Annotated in this window: 19 protein-coding genes; 15 read left to right on the top strand and 4 right to left on the bottom strand. The window is 62.6% G+C overall.

Annotated features, from left to right (window positions below):
• Window positions 1–130 precede the first annotated feature (130 nt).
• The 6 genes from G568_RS0106735 to dxs all read left to right on the top strand — a co-directional run bounded on the left by G568_RS0106735 (window position 131) and on the right by dxs (window position 5,403).
• A complete protein-coding gene (locus tag G568_RS0106735) occupies window positions 131–628 on the top strand; it encodes a MarR family winged helix-turn-helix transcriptional regulator (protein WP_037373796.1) in 498 nt (165 codons plus the stop codon).
• A complete protein-coding gene (locus G568_RS0106730; protein ID WP_026757306.1) occupies window positions 625–1,341 on the top strand; it encodes a response regulator in 717 nt (238 codons plus the stop codon). The genes G568_RS0106735 and G568_RS0106730 overlap by 4 nt, the downstream gene beginning before the upstream one ends.
• A 79-nt stretch (window positions 1,342–1,420) precedes the next feature.
• Window positions 1,421–2,347 (top strand): histone deacetylase family protein, encoded by a 927-nt coding sequence (locus G568_RS0106725; protein WP_026757305.1) that lies wholly within the window; start codon window positions 1,421–1,423, stop codon window positions 2,345–2,347.
• On the top strand, window positions 2,344–2,586 hold the full coding sequence (locus tag G568_RS0106720) for an exodeoxyribonuclease VII small subunit (RefSeq protein ID WP_026757304.1): 243 nt from the start codon (window positions 2,344–2,346) through the stop codon (window positions 2,584–2,586). Before G568_RS0106725 ends, G568_RS0106720 begins: the two co-directional genes overlap by 4 nt.
• Window positions 2,587–3,453: a polyprenyl synthetase family protein gene (locus G568_RS0106715; protein ID WP_026757303.1), complete on the top strand. Its 867-nt coding sequence runs from the start codon at window positions 2,587–2,589 to the stop codon at window positions 3,451–3,453.
• A gap of 21 nt (window positions 3,454–3,474) precedes the next feature.
• Window positions 3,475–5,403 carry a 1-deoxy-D-xylulose-5-phosphate synthase gene (gene dxs, locus G568_RS0106710; RefSeq protein ID WP_026757302.1) on the top strand — a complete coding sequence of 643 codons (1,929 nt, stop codon included), beginning with the start codon at window positions 3,475–3,477 and terminating at the stop codon, window positions 5,401–5,403.
• 65 nt (window positions 5,404–5,468) lie between these two features.
• Here dxs and G568_RS0106705 read toward each other — a convergent pair whose 3' ends face one another.
• Entirely contained in the window at window positions 5,469–6,314 is an 846-nt protein-coding gene (locus tag G568_RS0106705) for an SDR family oxidoreductase (RefSeq protein WP_026757301.1), read from the bottom strand.
• Window positions 6,315–6,418: 104 nt separating this feature from the next.
• Here G568_RS0106705 and paaA point away from each other — a divergent pair, with 104 nt between their 5' ends.
• From paaA to G568_RS0106680, 5 genes are read left to right on the top strand one after another with little or no spacing between them, the layout of a single operon-like run.
• Window positions 6,419–7,402 carry a 1,2-phenylacetyl-CoA epoxidase subunit PaaA gene (gene paaA / locus G568_RS0106700; protein WP_026757300.1) on the top strand — a complete coding sequence of 328 codons (984 nt, stop codon included), beginning with the start codon at window positions 6,419–6,421 and terminating at the stop codon, window positions 7,400–7,402.
• A 46-nt stretch (window positions 7,403–7,448) separates the two neighbouring features.
• Entirely contained in the window at window positions 7,449–7,733 is a 285-nt protein-coding gene (gene paaB, locus G568_RS0106695; RefSeq protein ID WP_026757299.1) for a 1,2-phenylacetyl-CoA epoxidase subunit PaaB, read from the top strand.
• Window positions 7,733–8,479 (top strand): 1,2-phenylacetyl-CoA epoxidase subunit PaaC, encoded by a 747-nt coding sequence (gene paaC, locus G568_RS0106690; protein WP_037373795.1) that lies wholly within the window; start codon window positions 7,733–7,735, stop codon window positions 8,477–8,479. Before paaB ends, paaC begins: the two co-directional genes overlap by 1 nt.
• Window positions 8,479–8,967, top strand: coding sequence for a 1,2-phenylacetyl-CoA epoxidase subunit PaaD (gene paaD / locus G568_RS0106685; RefSeq protein WP_026757297.1), 489 nt, complete (start codon window positions 8,479–8,481; stop codon window positions 8,965–8,967). The genes paaC and paaD overlap by 1 nt, the downstream gene beginning before the upstream one ends.
• A gap of 11 nt (window positions 8,968–8,978) precedes the next feature.
• Window positions 8,979–10,028 (top strand): 2Fe-2S iron-sulfur cluster-binding protein, encoded by a 1,050-nt coding sequence (locus G568_RS0106680; protein ID WP_037373794.1) that lies wholly within the window; start codon window positions 8,979–8,981, stop codon window positions 10,026–10,028.
• Window positions 10,029–10,036: 8 nt separating this feature from the next.
• On the opposite strand, the gene G568_RS0106675 is transcribed toward G568_RS0106680, so the two are convergent.
• The gene (locus G568_RS0106675; RefSeq protein WP_026757295.1) at window positions 10,037–10,483 is read right to left on the bottom strand and encodes a VOC family protein; all 447 of its coding nucleotides are present in this window, start codon (window positions 10,481–10,483) and stop codon (window positions 10,037–10,039) included.
• A gap of 103 nt (window positions 10,484–10,586) precedes the next feature.
• On the opposite strand from G568_RS0106675, the gene G568_RS0106670 reads away from it, so the two are divergent.
• The 3 genes from G568_RS0106670 to G568_RS0106660 all read left to right on the top strand — a co-directional run bounded on the left by G568_RS0106670 (window position 10,587) and on the right by G568_RS0106660 (window position 13,481).
• Window positions 10,587–12,071: an AMP nucleosidase gene (locus tag G568_RS0106670; protein ID WP_026757294.1), complete on the top strand. Its 1,485-nt coding sequence runs from the start codon at window positions 10,587–10,589 to the stop codon at window positions 12,069–12,071.
• Between the two features lie 138 nt (window positions 12,072–12,209).
• Complete coding sequence (locus tag G568_RS0106665) at window positions 12,210–12,497, top strand: HU family DNA-binding protein (protein WP_026757293.1); 288 nt, start codon at window positions 12,210–12,212, stop codon at window positions 12,495–12,497.
• 81 nt (window positions 12,498–12,578) lie between these two features.
• Complete coding sequence (locus tag G568_RS0106660) at window positions 12,579–13,481, top strand: DMT family transporter (protein ID WP_026757292.1); 903 nt, start codon at window positions 12,579–12,581, stop codon at window positions 13,479–13,481.
• A 56-nt stretch (window positions 13,482–13,537) separates the two neighbouring features.
• Here G568_RS0106660 and G568_RS19675 read toward each other — a convergent pair whose 3' ends face one another.
• Window positions 13,538–17,440, bottom strand: a complete 3,903-nt coding sequence (locus G568_RS19675; RefSeq protein WP_084627352.1) for a histidine kinase N-terminal 7TM domain-containing protein — start codon at window positions 17,438–17,440, stop codon at window positions 13,538–13,540.
• Window positions 17,441–17,754: 314 nt separating this feature from the next.
• Between G568_RS19675 and G568_RS0106650 the strand changes: the two genes are divergently transcribed.
• The gene (locus G568_RS0106650) at window positions 17,755–18,612 is read left to right on the top strand and encodes a crotonase/enoyl-CoA hydratase family protein (protein WP_026757291.1); all 858 of its coding nucleotides are present in this window, start codon (window positions 17,755–17,757) and stop codon (window positions 18,610–18,612) included.
• 282 nt (window positions 18,613–18,894) lie between these two features.
• Here the strand turns inward: G568_RS0106650 and G568_RS0106645 are convergent, their stop codons facing one another.
• Window positions 18,895–21,639, bottom strand: a complete 2,745-nt coding sequence (locus G568_RS0106645) for a [protein-PII] uridylyltransferase (protein WP_026757290.1) — start codon at window positions 21,637–21,639, stop codon at window positions 18,895–18,897.
• Window positions 21,640–21,652 lie beyond the last annotated feature (13 nt).

Genomic DNA, 21,652 nt, shown 5'->3' with positions numbered 1-21,652 from the left:
TCGTTACGTCCGAAGTGGACATAAAATTGCGTCAAAACTGCGATTCGCTACCAGTTGAGACTTGGAAAGTCAACAACGCTGACTTATGCTGCCCATGGAAAGAGCAGGCAATGAACGAGGAGTGACCCAAATGGCAGACGCCCCCGTAGGAGAGAACCTCCTGTTCCTTACCGACGAACAGCTGCGCCAGGGGATCGAGGCGATGTTCTTCGCCTATCGCGGCTTCACCTCCGACCCCGACCGCATCCTTGCGACGTTGGCCTATGGCCGCGCGCATCACCGGGCGATCCATTTCATCAACCGCGCGCCGGGGACTACCGTCAACAACCTGCTGATACTGCTGGGCGTGACCAAGCAATCGCTCAATCGCGTCCTGCGCACCCTGATCGAGGATGGCCTCGTCGAAAGCCGCATCGGCACCAGCGACAAGCGCGAGCGGCACCTCTACCTGACCGAAGAAGGCAAGGCGCTGGAGGCCCGCCTTTCGGACGCACAGCGCGCGCGCATGCGCGCCGCCTTCCGCGCCGCCGGGCCCGAGGCCGTCGCCGGCTTTCGCCAGGTGCTCGAGGCGATGATGGACCCGGAAATGCGCCGCCGCTACCACGCCTTCCGCGAGGCCGGTGCATGACCGATATCGAGGCACATATCCTGATCGTGGATGATGACGAACGTATCCGCGGCCTGTTGCAGAAGTTCCTGATCCGCCACGGGTTTTTCGTGTCCACGGCCCGCGATGCCGCCCACGCCCGGCGGGTTTTGGAGGGGCTCGATTTCGACCTGATCGTCATGGATGTGATGATGCCGGGCGAGGATGGCGTTTCGCTCACCCGCGAGCTGCGCAAAACCAGCCAGACCCCCATCCTGCTTCTGACCGCCAAGGGCGAAACCGAGGATCGGATCACCGGGCTTGAGGCGGGCGCGGACGACTACCTTGCCAAGCCGTTCGAGCCAAAGGAACTCCTGCTCAGGGTCAATGCCATCCTGCGCCGCATGCCAGAAACCGAGGCGGCCGAGCTGACCCCAAAGGTGTTGCGCCTTGGCGAAATCCAATACGATATCGAGCGCGGCGAAATGTGGCTCGATAACGAGCCGGTGCGCCTGACCTCGACCGAGAGCCAGCTCATGCGCATCTTCGCCGCCACCCCCGGTGAACCGATCAGCCGCACGCAACTGGTGGCCGAACTGGGCCGCGCCGGTAGTGGCGCGGGCAGCACCCATTCGCAGGACCGCGCCGTTGACGTGCAAATCACCCGCCTGCGCCGCAAGATCGAGGCCGACCCGAAACAGCCCCGATACCTGCAAACGGTGCGCGGCGCGGGTTACATGCTGGCACCCGATTGATGCGCCCCGGCGGCCCGGATGGACAAGGCCGCGCCGCACCCGTACCTTCGCCTCCGATTACCACAACCGGACACCCGACATGACGACCGCATTGCTGACCCATGCCGATTGCCTCGATCACCACACCCCGCGCGGCCACCCCGAACAGGTGGCCCGCCTGGAACATGCCCTGCACGCGCTGGAGCCGCTGCCGCTGACCCGCGTGACCGCGCCGCTGGCGGCCGAGGATGACGTGCTGCGCGTGCATCCCGCGTCCTACGTGGCCGAATTGCGCGCGGCCTTGCCTGCCGAAGGCATCGCCAAGCTGGACGCCGATACGTTCATCTCGCCCGGCTCACTGACCGCGGCCTATCGCGGGGCCGGGGCCGCGGTGCGCGCCGTTGACATGGTTCTGGGCGGCGAGGTGGATAACGCCTTTGCCGCTTGCCGCCCGCCCGGCCACCACGCCGAACACGCAACGCCGATGGGGTTTTGCCTGTTCGGCAACGCTGCGCTGGCGGCGAAACATGCGTTGGATCACCACGGGCTGTCGCGCGTCACGGTGGTGGACTTCGACGTGCACCACGGCAACGGCACGCAGGATCTTTTGTGGGACGAGGCGCGCGCGCTGTTCGTGTCCTCGCACCAGTTACCGCTTTGGCCCGGCACGGGCGCGCGGGATGAGACGGGCGCGCATGACAACGTGATGAACCTGCCGCTGCCGCCCGAGTCAGATGGCGCGCATATGCGCCGGGTTTACGAGGCGCAGGTATTCCCCCGCCTGCAGGCCTTTGCGCCCGAGCTGCTGATCATCTCGGCGGGATTTGATGCGCACGCCGATGATCCGCTGGCGCAACTCAACTGGCAGACCGAGGATTTCACATGGCTGACGCAGCAATTGTGCGATCTGGCGGATGAGCTGTGCGATGGTCGCGTTGTCTCGACTCTTGAGGGGGGATATGATCTCACGGCGCTGGCGGCCAGCGCGGCGGCACATGTCCAGGTTTTGACGGAGAGAAGCGCATGAGCGACAAACCAGTCGGAGAAATGAGTTTCGAAGAGGCAATGGCCGCCCTTGAAAAGGTCGTTGGCGATCTGGAGCGTGGCGATGTCCCGCTGGAGCAGTCGATCAAGCTTTATGAGCGGGGCGCCGAGCTCAAGAAGCGCTGCGAAGAAAAGCTCAAGGAAGCCGAGGAAAAGGTCGCTGCCATAACCCTTGATGGCGACGGAAATCCCGTCGGGACCAAGCCGGTCGAAGGTCAATAGGTGTTCCAATCACGTCTGCAACAGGCCGCAGCGCAGGTGCAGGACCACCTGCGCGATGTCATGGCCCCGCTCGCGCCGCCCGTTGGCGCGGCGATGCGCCACGCCTGTGCGGGCGGCAAGCACATGCGCGCCTTTCTGGTGTTGGAAGGGGCCGCGTTGCACAGTGTCCCCGGCGATCTCGCGATATGGCCCGCCGCCGGGATCGAGGCGATGCATGCCTATAGCCTCGTGCATGACGATCTGCCTTGCATGGACGACGACGACCTGCGCCGCGGCCAACCCACCGTGCACCGCAAGTGGGACGAGGCAACTGCCGTCCTGACCGGCGACGCGTTGCAGGCGCTGGCGTTCGAGCTGGTCGCCGATCCGCGCGGCTGCGCCGATGCAAAGGCGCGCGCGGATCTGGTGCTGACGCTGGCGCAGGCGGCGGGCGTGCGCGGCATGGTGGGCGGGCAGGCGATGGATATCGCCGCCGAAAGCGCCTCCACCCCGCTGACGCTGGATCAGATCACGACGCTTCAGGCCGGCAAGACCGGTGCGCTGATCGAATGGGCCGCTTGCGCCGGCCCGCGAATGGCGGGCGCCGATCCGACGGCGCTGCGGCACTACGCGCAGGCGCTTGGCCTTGCCTTTCAAATCGCCGACGACATCCTTGATGTCACCGGCGACGAGGCCCGCACCGGCAAGCGCCTGAAAAAGGATGCCGAGGCGGGCAAGGCGACCTTCGTGTCGCTCTTGGGGCTGGACGGTGCGCGCGCGCGTGCCCGATCACTGGCTGATCAGGCTTGCGAAGCGCTTGATCCATACGGCACACAGGCAGAAACCTTGCGGCAGGCCGCGCGCTTCGTTATTTCGCGCGATAGCTGATACGCCACCCCGGAGGGGGCCATGACAGACCGACCCACGACACCACTGCTGGACGAGGTGCAAAGCCCCGCCGACCTTCATCGCCTGACGGATGCGCAATTGCACCAGATGGCCCGCGAATTGCGTGCCGAAACCATAAGCGCGGTCTCGGCCACCGGCGGGCATCTTGGCGCCGGCCTCGGGGTGGTGGAACTGACGGTGGCACTGCATGCCGTGTTCGACACCCCGCGCGACAAGTTGATCTGGGACGTGGGGCACCAATCCTACCCGCACAAGATCCTAACCGGCCGCCGGAACCGTATCCGCACCCTGCGCCAGAAGGACGGCCTGTCGGGCTTTACCAAGCGATCCGAAAGCCCCTACGACCCGTTTGGCGCCGCGCACAGCTCTACCTCGATTAGTGCCGCGCTTGGCTTTTCCGTGGCGCGCGATCTGGGCGGCACCACGCCCGAGGGACTGGGCGATGCCATCGCGGTGATCGGCGATGGCGCCATGTCGGCGGGCATGGCGTTCGAGGCGATGAACAACGCAGGTGCCCTGGACAAGCGCCTGTTCGTGATCCTCAACGACAACGAAATGTCCATCGCGCCGCCGGTTGGCGCGCTGTCGTCCTACCTGTCGCGCCTTTATGCCGGCGAGCCGTTCCAGGAGTTTCGCGCCGCCGCCAAGGGCGCGGTCGGCCTCCTGCCCGAGCCGTTCCGCGAAGGCGCCAAGCGCGCCAAGGATATGCTCAAGGGTATGGCCGTCGGCGGCACATTGTTCGAATCCCTTGGCTTTTCCTATATCGGCCCGATCGACGGGCATGACCTGGATCAGCTCTTGCCGGTGCTGCGCACCGTGCGGGCGCGCGCCACTGGTCCGGTGCTGATCCACGTGCTCACCAAGAAGGGCAAAGGCTATGGCCCCGCCGAAGGCGCGCGGGATCGGGGCCACGCCACCGCTAAATTCGACATCGCCACCGGCGAGCAGAAAAAGGCCCCCTCCAACGCGCCCAGCTATACCAGCGTGTTCGCGCGCGCGTTGCTGGCGCAGGCCGCCGACGATCCGCGCATCTGCGCCGTGACGGCCGCCATGCCCGACGGCACCGGCCTCAACCTCTTTGCCGAGCGGTATCCATCGCGCCTTTTCGACGTGGGCATCGCCGAACAGCACGGCGTGACATTCTCGGCCGGTCTGGCGGCCGGGGGGATGCGCCCGTTCTGCACGATCTATTCCACCTTCCTGCAGCGCGCCTACGACCAGGTCGTGCACGATGTCGCCATCCAACGCCTGCCGGTTCGCTTTGCCATCGACCGCGCCGGCCTGGTCGGGGCTGACGGCGCCACCCATGCGGGCGCCTATGATGTGGCCTACTTGTCGAACCTGCCCGGCTTTACCGTCATGGCCGCCGCGGACGAGGCCGAATTGACCCACATGGTCGCAACCGCCGCCGCCCACGATGATGGGCCGATTGCCTTCCGCTATCCGCGGGGCGAGGGATCGGGCGTGGAAATGCCCGAACGCGGCACGCCGCTGGAAATCGGCAAGGGCCGCATGATCCGGGAAGGCAGCCGTGTTGCGATCCTGTCCCTCGGCACCCGCCTCGGCCCGGTGATGCAAGCGGTCGAGGCGCTCTCGGCGCGCGGCATCTCGCCCACCGTGGCCGATGCCCGGTTTGCCAAACCGCTGGATCGCGAGATGATCCTCGATCTGGCCGAAAACCACGAGGCCCTGATCACGATCGAGGAGGGCGCCGTTGGCGGCTTTGGTAGCCACGTGGCGCAGCTGCTGTCGGACGAGGGCGTGTTCGACGCGGGGCTCAAGTTCCGCATGATGACCCTGCCAGACACCTTCATCGATCAGGCCAGCCCCGAGGACATGTACGCAACCGCAGGCCTGTCGCCCGACGATATCGAGGCGAAGGTGCTCGACGTTCTGGGCGTGGCGCAGATCGCCGGCAAACGCGCCTGAAAGGCCATCTGTGCGAAACGTACGCCCCAAGGCGTGAAACGTGCGTTACGTACGGATCACGGGGGTCAGTCGCGTAGCGCCAGCAGCCCGTCGCGATAGCTGGGAAACAGAAGGTTAATGCCCAGGTCGCGCTTTATACGCTCATTACTCACGCGCTTTGATTCGGCATAGAAACTGCGCGCCATGGGTGACATGTCCGCGGCCTCGAACGGGACGGCGGGTGGCACCGGCAGGCCCAGCAGATTCGCGGCATGTTCGATCACATCCTGCGGCGGGGCCGGGTCGTCGTCGCAAACATTGTAGACCGCGCCGGGGTTTGGGTGGGTCATGGACGCCTCTAGCACCTGCGCGATGTCTTCGACATGAATGCGGCTAAAGACCTGGTTTTCCTTGATTATCCTGCGTGCTGTTCCGGATTTAACCTTCTCGAACGGGCCGCGTCCGGGGCCATAGATACCCGCCAGGCGAAAGATGTGCAGCGGCAGGTCGGGGATGGATTGCCATTGCCGTTCTGCCGCGACTCGCGCTTTGCCACGCTCCGTCGATGGGATCAGCGGCGTGGCCTCGTCCACCCATCCGCCGCCATGATCGCCGTAAACGCTCGTCGTGGACAGGTACCCGGCCCATTCCAGGCGCGGCGCCATGGCCCTGATTTCATTATGTAAAACCGATAGAGTCGGGTCGCCCTCCGGCCCCGGCCCCGCCGAGATCAGGATGTGAGTTGCCTGCGCCAACGCCTCGTTGAAATCGCCATCGGGCCAGCGGATCGGCTGAATGCCTTCATCGCGCAAGGCATTGATTTTGCTGTCTTTGCGCGTTGTCCCGAAGATGCGCCAGCCCTTTGGCAACAGGCGATCCGCCAGCGCCCGCGCCGAGTATCCATGCCCGAATGACAAAAGTATTTTTTCCATTTGTCTTTAATGAGTTAGACTGTTTGCAAATGCAAGTGTTACAAAAAATGCTTTGAATGAAGCTTTTCGTAACGTATAACATGTTAAGCGACAGGAGGTGAGCCATGTATTCGCAAGGTTTGATCGGGGCCGATGGCCGTACGGACGAGACGCCGGAATTTCTTGAGGCGTTCCAGCAACGCATTGATGCCGAAGATAAAATAGAACCAAACGACGCGATGCCCGAGGGTTATCGCCGCACGCTGGTGCGCCAGATCGGTCAGCACGCGCATTCCGAAATCGTCGGCATGCTGCCCGAAGGCAACTGGATCACCCGCGCCCCATCCCTGCGCCGCAAGGCGGCATTGCTGGCCAAGGTGCAGGACGAAGGCGGCCACGGTCTCTATCTCTACTCAGCTGCCGAAACCCTTGGCGTCAGCCGCGAGCAGATGACCGAGGAACTGCACTCGGGCAAGGCCAAGTATTCCAGTATTTTCAACTATCCCACGCTAAGCTGGGCCGATATCGGCACCATCGGCTGGCTGGTGGATGGCGCCGCGATCATGAACCAGATCCCGCTGTGCCGTTGTTCCTTCGGGCCCTATGCCCGCGCGATGATCCGCGTCTGCAAGGAAGAGTCGTTTCACCAACGGCAGGGATACGAGATCATCATGACGCTGGCGCAAGGCACTGATGCGCAAAAGGAAATGGCGCAGGACAGCCTGAACCGCTGGTGGTGGCCGGCGCTGATGATGTTCGGCCCGCACGACGGCGACAGCGAACATTCCGACCAGTCGATGAAGTGGAAGATCAAGCGCTTCACCAATGACGAGCTGCGCCAGAAATTCATCGATGCCACCGTGCCGCAGGCCGAATACCTGGGCCTCAAGATCCCCGATCCCGAGCTGAAGTGGAACGAGGAAAAGGGCGGGTACGATCACGGCGAGATCGACTGGAACGAGTTCTGGAGCGTGGTCAAGGGCAACGGCCGCATGAACCGCGACCGGATCAAGGCGCGCCGCGCCGCCTGGGACAATGGCGCCTGGGTCCGCGAGGCCGCGACCGCCCACGCAGAAAAACGCCGCGCCCGAAAGATGGCCGCGGAATAACGGGCCTCCCGCCCGCAGGATTTGGACAAGCAAAAAGGAGCAGGCAATGGTTAACACCACGCCGCTATGGGAAGTGTTCATAAGGCCCCGCAACGGCCTCGCACACAAGCATGTGGGCTCGCTCCACGCCGCCGACGAGGTAATGGCCCTACAAGCCGCCCGAGACGTCTACACCCGCCGAGGCGAGGGCAACTCGGTTTGGGTCGTACCCTCGGCCGCGGTCACCGCCAGCGATCCCGATCAGGCCGGCGAGAACTTCGAGCCGACAGGCGAGAAAATCTATCGCCACCCGACATTCTACGAAATCCCTGAGGAAGTGGGGAACATGTGATGGCGGTTTATAATGCACTGCTGGAACTGGCCGACGATCATTTGGTCCTGGGCCATCGCATCAGCGAATGGTGCGGCCACGCGCCCATGCTGGAAGAAGACCTTGCCATGCCCAACATGGCATTGGACCTGATCGGCACGTCGCGAACCCTGTATGAGCGCGCGGGTCAACTTGAAGGTAAGGGTCAATCTGAGGACGATCTGGCGTATCTGCGAGGCGAGCGCGACTACCGCAATTGCCTGCTGGTGGAGCGCCCGAACGAGGATTTCGCGCACACCATGCTGCGGCAACTGTATTTCGCGGCTTTCATGCACCCGTACTGGGTCGCCGCGCAGCAATCGTCAGACGAGGTCGTACAAGGCGTCGCCGGCAAGGCGCAAAAGGAAATGGCCTATCATATCCGTCATGCGGGTGAATGGGTGATCCGCCTTGGCGACGGAACCGAGGAAAGCGCCGCGCGCATGCGCGACGCGGTTGAGGCCCTGAGCATTTATGTTGATGAGCTGTTCGACAGCTCCCTCGCCGCACAAGAGGCCGAGGCCGCCGGTGTGCTGCCTTCCCGGGCCGATATGCGTGCCGAATGGGACAAGACGATCGCGCAGGTTTTCGACGAGGCACTCTTGGCATTCCCCGAGGTTCCGTTTGCACAAAGCGGCGGGCGCGAAGGCCTGCATGACGAAGGGCTCGGTCATATGCTGGCCGAGATGCAATCGGTTTACCGGGCGCATCCGGGGGCGCGTTGGTAATGTCCGCCACTGCCAAACAGACGCGGGCGTGGGAAGCTGCTGCGGCGGTGCCTGACCCCGAAGTGCCCTGTGTCAACGTGGCGGAGTTGGGCATATTGCGGTGGGTCCGGCTGGAGGGTGGCGTGGCGGTGGCCGGTGTCACCCCCACCTATTCGGGGTGCCCCGCGACACTGGCCATCGAGATGTCCATCGAGGCGGCGCTGCGCGAGGCTGGGTTCGATGCCCGGATCGAGCGCGTTCTTTCACCAGCCTGGACAACCGACTGGATCACCGACGAGGGCCGCGAGAAATTGCGTGCCTACGGCATCGCCCCGCCGGAGCAGGCGGCCGGATCGGTGCGGGCGCTGTTTGGCGAGGTGAGCGTGACTTGCCCAAAATGCGGCAGCACGGATACCGAAAAACTAAGTGAATTCGGGTCGACCGCATGCAAGGCGCATTACCGTTGCCGTGCCTGCGCCGAGCCGTTCGACTACTTCAAGTGCATCTGAAAGGACCTGGCATGTTTCACGAATTGACGATCCGCGAGGTAAGGGCCGAGACGCCGGAGGCGGTTGCGATCACCTTCGAGATGCCGGAGCAGAGCAACGCGGATTTCGCGTGGAAGCCGGGGCAATACCTGACCCTGCGCGATACGGTTGACGGCGAGGATATGCGCCGCTCGTATTCCATCGCCAGCCTGCCGGGCAAGCCGCTGACCGTAGGGGTCAAGCGTTTGGAAGGCGGCGTATTCTCGACCCATTGCCAGAACCTCAAGCCCGGCGACAGGATTCAGGTTATGCCGCCCGAGGGCAGGTTCACTCCGCGCGGCGAAGACAGTTTGGTGCTGATCGCGGCGGGGTCCGGAATAACGCCGATGGTGTCGATCGCGGCGGATGCGCTGGCGCGCGGGGCCGAGGTGACGCTGATTTACGGCAACCGAAATACCGACACGATCATGTTCCGCGAGGCGCTTGAGGGTCTCAAGGATCGGTATGTGGATCGTTTCACCCTGATCCATATCCTGTCACGCGAACCTCAGGATGTGGAACTGCTGAATGGCCGTATCACGGGCGAAAAGATCGCCGCGCTTGGCCGTGCCGGCGCGGTTGATCTGGACGGTGCCCAGGGGATCTACCTGTGTGGCCCCGGCGACATGATCGACGATGTCGCCGAAACGCTGCAAGGGCAGGGGATCGAACGTGAACGCCTGCATTTCGAGCGGTTCTTTCAAGATGGCGAAGCGCCGCGCAAACCCCGCTCAGCCGAGGCCGAAGCAGCGGCGGAAGCGGGCGTATCGGTCGAGGTTGTCCTGGACGGTAGCCGCCGCCGGTTCAATGTGCAGGCCGGGGACGACACGGTCTTGGCCGCCGCGGCCCGGCAGGGGCTGGAGCTACCCTATAGCTGCAAGGGCGGCATGTGCTGTACCTGCCGCTGCAAGGTGACGGAAGGAAGCGCCGAGATGGCCGTGAACTACTCGCTTGAGCCATGGGAGCTCGAGGCCGGGTTCACCCTTGCATGCCAGTCCCGCCCGACGAGCGACCGCCTGGTTCTGGACTTCGACGCGGCCTGAACGGGCGGCTACGCAAACGCGGCGCGCTCCTCTTTGCTCAGCGGTCTGCTGGGGGTCCAGGCATAACCGTTGGGGCATAGGATACAGGCCTCGCGCAGGCCATGCGGTTTGTTCTCGCACGCTTGCAGAATGACGCCACCCGCGTCGGAGGCGCGCTCGGCCGCGCGATCCGGGTCGGCACCAAACAGGTAAATCGCGGCGCCCGCCCCGCGCGGCGGTACTTGTGGCAGCAGCCCAAGTAGTGGATGCGCGCCATAGGTATGGTCGGCGTGAAGCTGTAGCAGGTCGTCGCGATGTGTCATGATCGCGAAATCCGCGCTGACGCGGTGTGCGGTCATGCCCAGAACCTCGTTCAGGAATACCGCCTGCGCAGGCACGTCCCGCACCAGCAGGTTCAGCCCGATCCCGCGCAGGGAGGCCCCGAAATCAGCAGGGGAAACCGTTTCATAATCCATCAGCAAGTCGCGCATTTCGCCGTGTACAGGTCGTTCAGGTTGATCCCGCGGAGGGGAGGTGTCAACCTGCGCTTCGACGTGTCGCAAGGAGGCCGGCCACCCGATGGCAAATGAGAGCAAAACCCTGACCATCAACACGCCCGACTTGCCGGAAGCGGAGGCATTCAGCGACCCGTCGATGGCGATCAAGCGACTTGAGGTGCTCTATTACGGGGCGACCGAGTACTTGTCGGCACGTTTCCGCGAGGCGATGCGTGGCGGGCATCCCGGCTGTCGTTACCGCGCGTTTTATCCGGAATTGCGCATTACGACCAGTAGCTTTGCCGAGGTGGACAGCCGCCTGAGTTTTGGCCATGTCACGGGGCCGGGCACCCACGCCGCCACGATCACGCGCCCCGACCTGTTTCGCAACTACCTTGAACAACAGATCGGGTTGCTGCTGCGCAATCATGGCGTGTCGGTTACGGTGGCCGTTTCCGACACCCCGATGCCGATTCACTTTGCCGTCGCTGGGGCCGAGGCGATTACCGTGCCGCAGGCGGGCGCGGCGGCCTTTATCCTGCGCGACGTGTTCGATGTTCCTGACATCGCCAGTACCAGCGACGACATCGTCAATGGGACCTTCGTGCCAGCCGAAGGCGACGCGGCGCCATTGGCCCCGTTTACGGCGCAGCGCGTGGACTATTCGCTTGCCCGTCTGGCGCACTATACGGCCACGGATCCGGTCCATTTCCAGAACCATGTTCTGTTCACCAACTACCAGTTTTACGTTGCCGAGTTCGAGGCCTATGCGCGCCGTGCGCTTGCCGATCCGGAAAGTGGCTATTGCAGTTTTGTCAGCATCGGCGACGCCGAGATATCAACGCCGGACGCGCCTTTGCCCGCGCCGCGGACGATGCCGCAGATGCCAGCCTATCACCTCAAGCGCCCGGATGGATCGGGAATCACATTGGTTAATATCGGGGTCGGTCCATCGAACGCCAAAACCGCAACCGATCACATCGCGGTGCTGCGCCCGCACGCATGGATCATGGTCGGCCACTGCGCCGGATTGCGCAATTCTCAGTCCCTGGGGGATTTCGTTTTGGCGCATGCGTACCTGCGCGAGGACAAGGTTCTGGACGACGATCTGCCGGTGTGGGTTCCGATCCCGCCGTTGGCCGAAATCCAGATCGCGTTGCAAGAGGCAGTGGCCGAGGTCACGGACCTGGACGGGTTCGAGCTTAAGCGCGTGATGCGTACCGGCACCGTGGCCAGCGTGGACAACCGCAACTGGGAGCTGCGCGATCAGTCCGGCCCAGTGCAAAGGCTAAGCCAATCGCGGGCGATTGCGTTGGACATGGAAAGCGCCACCATCGCCGCCAACGGGTTCCGGTTCCGGGTGCCCTATGGCACGCTTTTGTGCGTAAGCGACAAGCCGCTGCATGGTGAACTGAAGCTGCCGGGCATGGCGAGCGAGTTCTACCGTCAGCAGGTCGCGCGGCATCTGTTGATTGGAATACGAGCGATCGATCACCTCAGAGAGATGCCTCTGGAACGCATTCACAGCCGAAAGTTGCGCAGTTTCGAAGAAACAGCATTTCTGTGATGCGGAAATTGAGAAGAAATTTCCACAAAATACATGAAATACTCTTGTTTCGCGCCACTATTCGTTGTGTTCATATACGAGATACCGTTAAATACGCGGCATGAGGCCCTACAATCGGGCAAGTGAAGGAGACCAAGAATGGCAAAGCCGATGACCAAGACCCAACTTGTTGCCGCACTGGCCGAGGAAATGGGGACAGACAAGAAATCCGCCAACGCAGCACTTGATGCGATGACCACGCTGATCACACGCGAAGTGTCGGGTGGCGGTGCAGTAACCCTGCCCGGCGTTGGCAAGATCTATTGCCGCGAGCGGCCCGAGCGCATGGTGCGCAACCCTGCAACCGGCGAGCAGATCAAGAAAGACGCCGACAAGGTGGTCAAGATGACGATCGCCAAGGCGCTCAAGGACAGCGTGAACGGCTGAACCTTGCACATGGTGTGAGATTTCGAAAGGGTCGCCATGCGTTGGCGGCCCTTTCACTTTTTTGAGGCGACAAATATGAAGCTGGATATTCGCGCAATTCTGATGGGGTTGGCCTTTGCTGTCATGTGGTCAAGCGCCTTTACCTCGGCGCGGATCATCGTGGCCGCGGCGCCCCCGCTGTCATCTCTGGCGCTGCGGTTCCTGATTTCGGGCGTGATCGGCGTGCTGATCGCGCGTGCAATGGGGCAAACCTTGCGCCTGACGCGCGGGCAGTGGCGGGCGACGATCGTTTTCGGAATTTGTCAGAACGCGCTCTACTTGGGTTTGAACTTTGTCGCAATGCAAACGATCCAGGCATCCTTGGCGGCGATCATCGCGTCGACCATGCCGCTTCTGGTGGCGCTGGCAGGGTGGTTGGCCTTTGGCGACAAGGTGCGCCCGCTTGGCGTGGTCGGGTTGCTGGCTGGCGTTCTTGGGGTTGTCATCATCATGGGATCGCGGATGCAGGGCGGCGTCGATCCCTTTGGCCTGAGCCTTTGCGTCATAGGCGTTCTGGCCCTGACATTGGCCACGATGGCGGTACGCGGCGCGACGTCGGGCGGCAATTTCCTGATGGTTGTAGGGGTTCAGATGCTGATTGGCAGCGCTGCGTTGTCCGCCTTTGCCGTGGCGCTGGAGGAGCCGGTGATCGATTGGAGTTGGACCCTGGTTGCCGCATTTGCATATACCACGCTGGTGCCCGGGCTGGCCGCGACGCTGGTTTGGTTCATGTTGGTTAACCGCATTGGTGCGGTACGCGCCGCGACCTTCCATTTCCTGAACCCGTTCCTGGGTGTCGCGATCGCGGCACTGGTTCTGAGCGAGGCGCTGCGCCTGTTGGATCTGTTGGGGGTCGCGGTGATCGCCGGTGGTATCCTGGCGGTTCAGCTGTCCAAGCAACAACAACAGCGCGCCATGGCGGGCAAAGTGGATAGCGGGCCATAACTTCTTGCAGTGGCGCGCATGGCAATGGCCACTTCACCTGATACCTATGTCCGGCCTCAAGCGTCCTGCTGCGGAACCAGCGTAAGCGCCTGGCGGAGGTCTTCGAGGCTGAATGGTTTTGCCAGGTGCGTGTCAAATCCGGCGCTGACATATTCGACGATTTGATGAGTCATCGCATTGGCGGTCAGGGCGACCACGGGCACCGGCGTCATATTATCTTTGCGCGTCTTCTCAACGGCGCGGATTTCGTGCAATGCGCTGACACCGTCCATGATCGGCATCGATATATCCATGAATATGATGTCGTATTCCTGCGTGGCAGCGGCATCGACAGCGGCCCGTCCGTCATTGACGATGTCGGGCTTGGCGCCAAGCCTTTCCAGCATGGTCTGTAGAAGCATCCGATTCGATGCATTGTCGTCAGCGGCCAGAATTCGCATACCCTGATAGCTGCGATCGACTGCTGGGGATGCGGCCCTGTCATCGTCCGGCAAGGGAGCGTCGGCCATCTTCAGTGGCAATGTGATGGTAATGTCTGTGCCTTTGCCGGGGGTGCTGTTCACGTCGATGGTTCCGTCCATCAACCCGACGAGTGTGCGCACGATCGACATGCCCAACCCGGTACCGCCATAGCGGCGGGTCGTGGAGCTGTCGGCTTGGGTGAAATCATCAAACAGGCGGCTGATCTGACTTTCGTCCATGCCGATGCCCGTATCACTTACCACTATACGAAGCGGCTGTTCCTTGCGCCCCGAAATGGTCATTCTGACATGGCCTTGCTCGGTAAACTTGATCGCGTTGCTGAGAAGATTGTGAAGAATCTGCTGCACGCGGTGCGCATCGCCCATGCGGGGTAGCTCGGCACCGGATCCGATCATCACTTCAAGATCGATTTCCTTTTCCTCTGCTTTCAGAACGTGGATATCTTCCAACCGGCGCGCGGCCACCTCGATGCAGAAGGGGGCGTTCTCCAGTTCCATTTTGCCTGCCTCGATCTTTGAAAAGTCGAGGATGTCATTGAGAATATTGAGCAAGGATGCGCCCGATTGCCGGATCACTTGCACCATGCGCTGCTGCTCTGGGTCGGTAATCAGCGAGTCCAGCAATTCCGCCATGCCCAGAACGCCATTCATGGGCGTTCGGATCTCGTGGCTCATCGTGGCGAGGAATTCGGATTTTGTCGCATTTGCGATCTCGGCTTTTTCGCGGGCGTCGATGAGGCGCGTCTGGCTATTCTCCATTTTCAGCGCCGCGGCCGTAACATGGGCGGCGGTGGCCAAGGCATCGGTTACCAGGGGGCTCCAGCCTGTGAACCGCTCACGCTTGTGGGTGTGGCATATGTCAAATCCGATGAAGCCAACCAACCGCTCGCCCGCGGTGACCGGATAGGCACAAAGGGCCTGGATTTGCTGCGGCTCAAGGATGTCGCGCTCTTCTTCCGACATCTCTTCGGGGGATGCGATAATGACCGGCTCCCCTTTGTTGAACTGCTCTTGCCAACGGGTCAGCCCCATTTCGGCGATGTTTACATTCTGGAGTGCGGGGTTGTCTTTTTGCGGTTCGGAGTCGTCGTCGCACCACTCGTACTCCTGAGAAGCGATCCAGTTGGAGGGGTCCGTGTCAGCAGTGATCGCGGGATCAAAGCGGAAGAAATAGCTACGATGAACATCGGATGCGCACCCGATTTCAGTCAGCATGCGATTTCTCTCTTGCACCCAGTTGCCGCTACCCAAAATCCGTTCCGACGTGGCGGCGATCACTTGCATTATACGCTGATGGCGCTTTTGCTCGGTTATGTCTATGGCGATGCCCGAGAGGGTGAGCGCCTTGCCGTCGCGCGCGCGCTGTGTCACGCGGGCGCGGGTCAGAACCCACACATAGCTTCCGCTGATGTGACGAACACGCAACTCCTGTTCAATCGTATCCTGTCCGGCAATAAGCCGGGCGGTTTCCTCACGCACCTGTTTGTGATCATTCGGATGCAGCATGCCAAGGAACTGCCGCAGGCTCATGATGCTCAGTTCGTCGTGTTCATACCCCAGAATTTCCGCCAGAAGATCATTGGTGAATATAGCATCGTTGTTGATGTCCGCCCGGAACGTGACCACCCGTGCGCCGTTGATGATGTCGGAAAGCTGCTGCCTGGTTCGGACGATCTCGGTAATGTCCGTGCGCAGGCCGACCCGGCCGCCATCGGGGGTGACGCGCTCCAGAACGCGCAAGGTGCGCCCGCCCGCGATGGACAGCTCGAATGGGTCTCCGGGATTGCGATGCACTTCAAGGTGTTCTTGCAGCCACTCCTCTTCGCGGCCGGCAACGCCTTCATATTGGCCCGTTTCAATGCCAAGCCTGAGAATGTCCTCGAAGCGGGCACCGGGGACCATTGCCGAGCTGTTGAGCGGGAACTGCTCGCGGTAGCGCTCGTTGCACATCACCAGACGGTCATCCGCATCATAATAGACAAAGCCATCGGGCAGGACTTCGACCGCCGTCATCAGTTGCGATTGCGCACGCTGTGCCTCGGCGCGGGCCGCCTCTTGCTGCGTGATATCCCAGACCATGGAGACCAACACCGGGCGCTTGTTGTCGTCCATCTGCTGGAGGCGCACTTCAACCGGGTAGTGGCTGCCGTCTTTCCGGCGGTGGCGGGTCTGGAACGTGACGACTTTCTCGTGCCCGTCGCGCAGCGGGGCAATGAGTGTCTCGAACTCCTGTTGCGAAAGGTCGGGCTTGATGTCTATGGGCGTCATCGTGGAAAGATCTTGTGATGAATACCCGAGATTGTCGCGACCGCCGCGGTTTACCTCGACAAAGAGCAAGGTCTCGGCATCGAATACATAGACCTCGTTCAGGCTTTCCTCGATCATACGGCCCAGCCGGGCGGCGCGTGCTTGTTCACGTTCGGCCTGTTTGTGCGCGGTCGTGTCGGTAAGCTGGATCGCCCAGCCCATGACATCATCGCTTTGTCCCATGGGCCGATAGATGGGGATGATGTCGATATCAAAGCTGCGTCCCTGGCAGGTCAGCTCGCCCATTTCCGGAAGAGTGCCGGTTTCCAGGATCTCATGCGCCACGAAACCGATCTGTGGCCATGCGCGAACGTTGGTTCCAACGACCTTGTGACCACTGTTCAGAACCTGTTCTGCTGCGGGGTTGGCACTGGTGACGCGGCCCTGGGCATCGAACACGATCATCGGGTTGTCGGTTTCGAAAAACAGCATCTCGCGGGCGATGACCCCGAGGTTGAAAATCTGGCCGGACAGGACGACCCGCGCCATCACCGCCAGCCATACGGCAAAGGTGAACGGGGTTGGGTCAAAGCCGAACAAGGTAAAGCCGAACAGCACGTATGACAGGTCGGCCGCTATGGGGATTGTGGTGGCTATGGTGAGGCTGGCAAAGCTGGCGCGGTAGCTGGGGTGGGTTTGGACCAGGCAATAGATCACGACACCCAAGGCGGCACCCATGAACGTATAGAGATACAGCGCCGCCAGGTAGAAAAGCGGCCCGTGATCGTACACCACGGTGGTCCAGTTGGCGTATGGCTCAAGCCGCGTGCCCGCACCATAGAACATGCCGTGCCAAGGGTTGGAGAAGGCCAGCATGCCAAGAACCGCCGGCCCGGCAATCAGCAAGCCCCTGCGCCACGTGCTATGCGTGGTGTCTTTGCCGAAGGAATAATCAACCAGGAACAAGGCCCAGCCGGTCGCCGTCAGGGCGATCCCGGGCCAAGCAGCCTTGGCCCAAAAAACCTTTGTTATCAGGGATGTAGTGCCCATCTCAAGGGCGGCGGCCGCGAGCCACATCAGCAGGCCAGCCACCGCCGAGAGAAAGAACAAGCGGCCCGGGAAAGGGGGCTTTCGGCCAATCCAGATTGCAGTGGCAAGCGCCCCAAGCCATAGGGCTATGGCGAAGAGTACGGGAAACTGCGTAAACGGGGCGAGAGCGGCTTCAGACAAATTTCAGCTTCTTTGATTTCTATCCCCACGGGAAACTATAACTTACGTAAACAAAATGGCAATCTTAAGAAAGCCCCGCGACGCGCCGAATAAAAATCGTGCCTTGACGCGGATTGTCCTGTGTTGCGGGACGGTGGGTTCATGATTGGCGTATCGCCCGAAACGGACGTTTCGGGCCTTGAACTTACGATTCGCGCAGGTTGTTAACAATGGGTCTGCCGTGCGCGGGAATGACGCGCCGTCGTGCGGCCGAGGGGGTGTTTTCGATGTCGTGATCTGCTTTTCTGGCGCCCGGATAGGCAGGGAGGAAGACGATGCCGAAAGTGCTGTATGAAACCGATGGACGGATCGCGAGGATCACGCTGAATCGGCCCGAGGTGATGAACGCCATCGACGATGAATTGCCGGTGCTGCTGGAGCAGGCGGTGCAGCGTGCCGATGAGGATCCGGGAATTCACGTGATGGTTCTATCGGGAGCGGGACGCGGGTTTTGCGCGGGCTACGACCTGACCTATTACGCCGAGGGCAACGGCAGCGGCGAGGTGACGCAGCCAATGCCGTGGGACCCGATCAAGGATTACAAGTTCATGTGGCGCAACACGCAGGCGTTCATGTCGCTGTGGCGCGCGATGAAGCCGGTGATCTGCAAGGTGCATGGTTTTGCCGTGGCGGGCGGGTCGGATATCGCACTTTGCGCCGATCTGACGTTCATGGGCGAGGAGGCGCAGATCGGCTACATGCCGGCGCGGGTCTGGGGCTGTCCGACGACGGCGATGTGGGTTTACAGGCTGGGCGCCGAGCGGGCCAAGCGGATGCTGTTCACCGGCGACAAGATCACCGGGCGCGAGGCCGCCGATATGGGCCTGGTCCTCAAGGCGGTGCCCGATGACGCGCTGGATGATGCCGTGGAGGAGATGGCGCAGCGCATGGCAAGCGTGCCGATCAACCAGTTGGCGATGCAAAAGATGGTGATCAACCAGGCGATGGAGCAGACCATGCAGACCACGCAGCGCCTGGCTACGGTGTTTGACGGGATCACGCGCCATTCGCCCGAGGGCATCCATTTCAAGGAACGCGCCGAGGCGGTTGGATGGAAACAGGCAGTGGACGAGCGCGACAGCGGCACCTGGGACTGGACCGCGAACGGCCCGTTGCCGGGCGCCAACCGTTAGGGGCGTCGCCTGATACGAGGCGGCCGGGTGATGAATTGATAAGCCATGGAGGGGGCATTGCGGCGCCCGGTTGAGGAGCCGCGCAGCGTTGGGCTGCGGTGCGGCGATCCCACGCTGGTGCGGGGCACTTTATGCCAGCAAAACCCGAATGACCTTTGTGCGTTGCGCTCTGCTTGGACAAATCGCCGTGCCGGGGGGCGGCCCGGCGATGCGCGGCGGCCTGCGGCCGCTATTTCGCGCAGGGGCCAAGCATCGAATGCCAGCCCAGGGCCATCGCCCCCTTCACGCCCGTGCGCGTTGCGCGCCTTGGGTGATTGCGGCGCGGAGTTTCTTTTCCAGCGCGGCCTGCTTGGCGGCGGAGTGGAACTTTAGCCCGAACATGTCCTTGACGTAGAAGGAATCCACGACCTGCTCGCCATAGGTGGCGATGACGGCGCTGGCGATATAGACGTTGGCCGAGGCCAGCGTGCGCGTCAGATCGTAAAGCAAGCCGGGGCGGTCGCGGGTATCGACCTCGATGATGGTGTAGATCTCGGATCCTTCGTTGTCGAAGGTGATCGAGGTGGGCACCCGAAAGGCGCGCTCGCGTTTGCGGATCTTGTCGCGCCCCTGGATCGCCTCGGCCGGGACCACCTCGCCCGCCAGCGTCTTGTCGATCATCTTGCGCAGGCGGGGCAGGCCGGCGTCGTCGTATGGGTGGCCTTGCGCATCTTGTATCCAGAACACGGCGGTCGCGTAGCCATCCTTGGACGTGTAGGTGCGCGCGTCCACCACGTTGGCCCCCACCAGCGCAAGCGCGCCCGCCAGCCGCGAAAAGATACCCGGATGATCGACCAGCGCGAAACAGGCGCGGGTGGCGTCGCGGTCCTCGTCGGGGTGCAGATCGATCCGCACCTCGGAATCGGGCAAATCGCGCAGCATGTTGGCGAACACCACCTGCGTGGCGGTATCCAACCCCTGCCAGTAGGGCGGGTAGTGGCGTGCGGTTTCGCGCTTCAGATCGGCGGCGGGCCAATCCGACAGCGCCTTGCGCAGGGCCTTGCGCGCCTGGCTGCCGCGGTTCTCGCGGTTGAGATCCTCAAGCCCGTGTTCCAGTGCGCGCGCGGTTTCGGCGTGCAATTGCCGCAGCAGCATGGCCTTCCAGTTGTTCCAGGTGCCGGGGCCGACGCCGCGGATGTCGCAGACGGTGAGCACGGTCATCAGGTCCAGCCGCTTGCGGTTCTTCACCGCCTTGGCGAAATCGCGCAGGGTGCGCGGATCGCTGAGGTCACGTTTCTGGGCCATGTCGGACATCAGCAGGTGATAGCGCACAAGCCATTCCACGGTATCGCATTCCGCCCGCGTCAGGCCGAGGCGCGGCGCGACCTTGCGCGCGATACGCGCGCCGAGCACGGAGTGATCCTCGTCCCGGCCCTTGCCGATGTCGTGCAGCAGCAGCGCGACGTAGATCACCTTGCGGTTTACGCCCTCGCGCAGGATGCCGCTGGCGACTGGCAGTTCCTCGACCAGCTCGCCGCGCTCGATCTGGGCGAGGTTGCGGATGCATTGGATGGTGTGCTCGTCCACGGTGTAGTGGTGATACATGTTGAACTGCATCATCGCGACGATGGGTTCAAACTCGGGAATGAATGTGGCCAGCACGCCCAGTTCGTTCATGCGCCGAAGCGCGCGTTCGGGGTTGCCGTGCTTGAGCATCAGATCAAGAAAGATGCGCTGCGCCTCGCGGTTGCTGCGCATGTCGTCGTCGATAAGGTGCAGGTTGGCGGTCACCAGGCGCATGGCGTCGGGGTGGATCAGCATGCCGGTGCGCAGGCCCTCTTCGAACAGGCGCAGCAGGTTGAGCTTGTCCGACAGGAATGCCTCTTCGTCCTCTATGGCCAGGCGGTTGCGGATCACGCGGTAGCCCGGTTTCACTTTGGGCTTGCGCCGGAATATCCGCTCCAGCAGAGGCGCGCCCTTGAGGTGATCCGCCTCCAGCTTGGTCAGGAATATGCGCGTCAGGTCGCCAACGGCGGTGGCGTGGCGGAAATAGTCCTGCATGAAGTGCTCGACCGCGCGGCGCCCGCCACGGTCCTTGTAGCCCATCCGCGCGGCCACCTCGACTTGCAGATCGAAGGTAAGCTGATCAGCCGCCCGCCGCGTTAGCAGGTGCAGGTGACAGCGCACCGCCCAGAGAAAGGATTCGGCGCTGGCGAATGTGCGAAACTCGTCGGCGGTGAACACGCCCAGGTTCACCAGTTCGGCGGCATCCTGCACGCCGTGCAGGTACTTGGCGATCCAGAACAGCGATTGCAGATCGCGCAGCCCGCCTTTGCCTTCCTTGACGTTCGGCTCGACCACGTAGCGTTGGCCGCCCTGCTTTTCATGGCGCGCGTCGCGTTCTTCGAGCTTGGCCTCGATGAACTCGCGCGCGCTGCCCTTGAACAGGTCCTTGCGCAGGCGGCGGTTCAGCTTGTCGGCAAGGGCGGTGTCACCGGCAAGAAAGCGATGCTCAAGCAGCGCGGTGCGAATGGTGAAATCCTCGGCCCCGAGCGACAGGCATTCGCGCAATGTCCGGGTGGCGTGACCGACCTTCAGCTTCAGATCCCACAGGATGTAAAGCATGGTCTCGATCGTTTCCCGGATTTGGCCGGTCGGTTGTTTGGGCGACAGGAACAGCAGATCGACATCCGAATGCGGCGCCATTTCGCCCCGCCCGTAGCCGCCGACCGCGATCAGGGCGATGCCATCGTCATCGGTGCCGTGGGCATGTGTGACCAGGGCCAGAACGCTGGTGACGATGCAATCGGTCAGCCACGAATAGGCGCGCGTTGCCGGGCGCGAGGCGAAGGGCCGCCGTGCGAAGGCGGCTGCGATGGCCTGCCGGCCGCCCGTCATCGCCTCGGTCAGGATCGGCACCGCTGCGGCGTGGATGGCGTTGGCGCCCTCGGCGCTGCGCGCCACCTCGTCCAGGGCGCGGGCCACGGCGGTGGCGTCAAAAATGGCCTCGGGAGCGCAGATCAGGTCATCGGGTGGCGGCGGTGTCATCCGATCAGCGCCG

It is taken from the genome of Sediminimonas qiaohouensis DSM 21189, assembly GCF_000423645.1.
Taxonomy (GTDB): domain Bacteria; phylum Pseudomonadota; class Alphaproteobacteria; order Rhodobacterales; family Rhodobacteraceae; genus Sediminimonas; species Sediminimonas qiaohouensis.
Note: the sequence above shows the minus strand (reverse complement) of the source record. Positions and strands in the feature narration are given on the sequence as shown.